The sequence below is a fragment of the Planococcus sp. CAU13 genome (assembly GCF_000775575.1).
In the GTDB taxonomy this organism is placed as follows: domain Bacteria; phylum Bacillota; class Bacilli; order Bacillales_A; family Planococcaceae; genus Planococcus.
Genome location: NZ_JRGN01000110.1, coordinates 1 through 3,687, shown reverse-complemented (window position 1 = coordinate 3,687; position 3,687 = coordinate 1). Strand labels below are relative to the sequence as shown.

4 protein-coding genes are annotated in these 3,687 nt (G+C 48.0%); 2 read left to right on the top strand and 2 right to left on the bottom strand.

Features of this window, described 5'->3' with window-relative positions:
- Positions 1–63 precede the first annotated feature (63 nt).
- Entirely contained in the window at positions 64–537 is a 474-nt protein-coding gene (gene trmL, locus KW93_RS04795; protein WP_033541841.1) for a tRNA (uridine(34)/cytosine(34)/5-carboxymethylaminomethyluridine(34)-2'-O)-methyltransferase TrmL, read from the bottom strand.
- 9 nt (positions 538–546) lie between these two features.
- Complete coding sequence (gene queG, locus KW93_RS04790; RefSeq protein WP_033541840.1) at positions 547–1,692, bottom strand: tRNA epoxyqueuosine(34) reductase QueG; 1,146 nt, start codon at positions 1,690–1,692, stop codon at positions 547–549.
- A gap of 67 nt (positions 1,693–1,759) precedes the next feature.
- Between queG and KW93_RS04785 the strand changes: the two genes are divergently transcribed.
- Both KW93_RS04785 and KW93_RS04780 read left to right on the top strand, forming a co-directional pair.
- Positions 1,760–2,422: a B3/B4 domain-containing protein gene (locus KW93_RS04785; RefSeq protein ID WP_033541839.1), complete on the top strand. Its 663-nt coding sequence runs from the start codon at positions 1,760–1,762 to the stop codon at positions 2,420–2,422.
- Between the two features lie 100 nt (positions 2,423–2,522).
- Positions 2,523–3,569 (top strand): C45 family autoproteolytic acyltransferase/hydolase, encoded by a 1,047-nt coding sequence (locus tag KW93_RS04780; protein ID WP_033541838.1) that lies wholly within the window; start codon positions 2,523–2,525, stop codon positions 3,567–3,569.
- Positions 3,570–3,687: the final 118 nt, after the last annotated feature.

Here is a 3,687-nt window from a genome sequence, read left to right as displayed (position 1 = left end):
AAGCAGCGGAAAATTTTCCGCTGCTTTTTTTCTTTGTCCAGACTCCAACCGGCGTCGCCTTTCTTATTCCAGCCCCGGATAATCCTGCTGCCGCAGCGCTTCATACAACAGGATGGCTGCCGTATTCGACAGATTCAGGGACCGGATATTATCATTCATCGGAATCCGCAGACAGCGGTCGCGGTTCGCTTCCAGCAATTCAGCCGGCAGCCCTTTCGTTTCCTGCCCGAATACAAAGAAATGATCTTTCTCATGGTCCGAAAAATCAAATGTCGTATGAGGTTTTGCCCCAAACTTGGTAATATAATAAAACTCGCCTTCCGGATAGCGGTCAAACAATTCCTGCATGGAATCGTAATACGCCAAATCGACATGCTCCCAATAATCGAGACCTGCACGTTTCAGCATCTTGTCATCTGTGGAGAAACCAAGCGGCCGGATTAAATGCAGTTTACCTCCTGTCCCCGCACACGTGCGCGCTATATTCCCCGTATTCGCCGGTATCAGCGGCTGATATAAAACAATGTTAATCGCCAAACTCTTCACTTATCCTTTCAATTCTTCAGCAAAAAATGCCAATCCTTTTTCTATTTCCTCCAGCACCTGGCTGTCTTTTTCATTTTCTTCTGCCTGTTTTAACGCATGGAGCCCTTCTGCCGTGCCGATTTTGCCGATCGCCCAGGCAGCCGTGCCCCGGATTACCGGGCGTTCATCCGACTGGAGCAAATCGATCAATGCCGGCACAGCACTGACTTCCTTGAAGTGTGCCAATGCCAGGATCGCATTGCGCTGAATCGGTTTCTTGCCCCGCCACGAACCCGAAATGTATCCGAATTTCTCTTTAAACTCGCGGTTCGTTATCTTCAATAAAGGCTCAAGAAGCGGTTTCGCAATTTCCGGATCCGGTTCGAATTCAGCATGTATCTGGTTCGCTTTCCGTTTATTTTTCGGGCAGACGGTCTGGCAGGTGTCACAGCCGTATAACCGGTTTCCGATTACCGTACGGAATTCATCCGGCAGAAAGCCTTTTGTCTGCGTCAAAAAAGAGATGCAGCGCTGGGCATTCAACTGGCCTCCTTCCACAATGGCACCGGTCGGGCAGGTGTCGATGCACAGCCGACAGTCACCGCATTGGTCTTCCATCGGTTCACTCAATTCAAACGGAATATTGGTGATCATCTCTCCCAGATAAACGTAGGAACCGAATTCCGGCGTAATGATATTCGTATTTTTCGCACTCCAGCCGATGCCGGCGCGCTCTGCCACTGCCCGGTCGGATAATTCACCCGTATCGACCATAGACCGCATCCGTGCTTCCGGATAATGGGCGGCGATAAACGCCTCCAATAACGTCAGCCGTTCACGCAATGCGGCATGATAATCTTTGCCCCAGGACGAACGGGAAAAAATACCGCGGCGTGCTCCTCTTGTGCCTTGAGGTGCATCCTTCATTTTCGATGGATAAGCGATGGCGATTGATATGATCGTAACTGCCTCTTCCAGCAATAAATGCGGCCGCACCCTCTTTTCGATATCCGGTTCTTCAAACCCCGACTGATACCCCAATTGCTGCTGGCGGATCAGCCGATGCTTCAAATTAAAGAAAGGTTCTGCGGATGCAAAACCGATTTTATCTATTCCGATTTCCGAGGCATAAGCAGCGAGCTCTTTTTGAAATTGTGCAAGATTCATGCTGATAACCCCTTTTTTGAATATATGATAGGATGATAGTAATCACTTACTTGAAAGGATGTATTCGGTGGACATAACGATCGATCCTAAAATCACTGAAACACTTTCCGATTTTAAAGTCGGAATCATTCAATATAACAATATCACCGTTTCCGATTCACCTCAAATGTTAAAGGGCCGTCTTCAGCTTTTCCAGGAACAATTATACTTTGACCTGGATGATAAAGAATTATGGGACTATCCTGGACTGCTTGAGTGGAAAATGATATGGAAAGCGCTGGGTGCCGATGCCAATCGTTACCGTCCATCCGCAGAAGCCCTGTTCCGCAGAGTCAAAAAACAAAATTACCTCACGCCGGTCCATTCCGGAGTCGATATGAATAATTTCCTTTCGCTGCAGTATGAGATTCCTTTGGGATTATACGATGCTGATAAAATCGACGGAAATGTCACTGTAGCCATCGGTACTGCAGAAGATCAGTACGAAGGCATCAACAACCGGGTGAATACACTGACAAACATACTCGTCACCAAAGATCGGCAAGGCGCTTTCGGCAGCCCTTTTATTGATTCGAAACGGACCGCCGTAACAGAAGAAACGGTCAATGCGCTACATGTTTTCTATCTGCGCCCTTCAATGGAGCGGGATACCGCACTGGAGTTACTGGCGGCGGCCGCCAATATGTTCACTGGCATCAACGGCGGAGAAGCGGATTATCACATTATTTAAATTTATGCCTGAGCCTCATACTGCGGCTCAGGCATATTCTTTTCCATTCCCCCCTAAATTTAGTACCATTTTGATATCGAGATAAAAAAGAGGGATATCCATGCAAAAAGTTCATAGTGACATTATCCAATTCCGGGGCGGCCATTACGATTTCGGCTATATGCAGGGTGTAAACCTCAGGGATTCCCTGCTGCTCCCAAACCGCCGAAAACAATTCGGCTCCTCCAACCGACATTTGATGATCAATGAAAAAGAAGCGAAAGAAATGCTCTTAACATATGCTCCCAGAATATGGGAAGAAATTAATGGTCTTGCGGATGCACTCGAGTGGAATATGCATGACGCCATTCGCGAATTCGGCGGCTACTACCTCGAATACACCAGAAGCGGCTGTTCCATTATAACGGGCACAGATTTCATGGTCCGCAATTACGACAGTTCTCCGCAGGGCTATGAAGGCAGATTTGCCCTTTATCAGCCTACGGACGGTGGCTATGCCACAATCGGCCCCACCATGCAAATTACAGGACGCACCGATGGTCTTAACGAAAAAGGCTTGGCAATGGGCTATAATTTCATCAATCGCCGAAATTCGGAAGACGGATTTATCTGCAATATGATCGGCCGTCTCATTCTGGAAAACTGCAGCGGCGTTGGTGAAGCCATAGAGCTGCTGGAAGACATACCGCACCGGCGCTCATTCAGCTATGTCCTTCTCGACCGCAGCGGACGCTCAGTCGTAGTCGAAGCCTCTCCCCGGTCGGTGGTCGTGCGTGAAGCTTCTGTATCAACCAATCACTTCGAAGTACTGACAGAGGAAAATCGATATCAGTCGGATGATTCAAAACGCCGTGAAGAGGCCCTGTTAGGTCATAAAGAACAATCGGATGATGCCTACACTGCCTTCAGACTCCTGAACGATCTCAACAGTGGTATCTTTTCCATGAAATACAGTACCGCTTCCGGTACACTGCATACTGCTTCCTATTTCCCGGACACCCTGAAAACAGGTTTTGCTATTGGCCCTGATCGTCTTCCATTAATGATTGATTTTGAAAAATGGCTCGATGGCGAAAAATTATATGCAAAACGGATCAATGGTAAAATCGATACCCACTTCCCTTTCGCCCATATGGCTGAAATGTAAGCTGATAGCCTTATTAGGATAGAAAAAAGCCCTGACACTGGTGGTCAGGGCTTTTTCGTGCTTACCCATTGGCATTGGGCAAGGAATTATACCGGCGGTCGGGGTCGAACCGACACTC

Excerpts from the sequence above, each read along its gene's own strand:
- queG (WP_033541840.1), bottom strand. The coding sequence starts at position 1,692 with ATGAATCTTGCACAATTTCAAAAAGAGCTCGCTGCTTATGCCTCGGAA.
- KW93_RS04780 (WP_033541838.1), top strand. The coding sequence starts at position 2,523 with ATGCAAAAAGTTCATAGTGACATTATCCAATTCCGGGGCGGCCATTAC.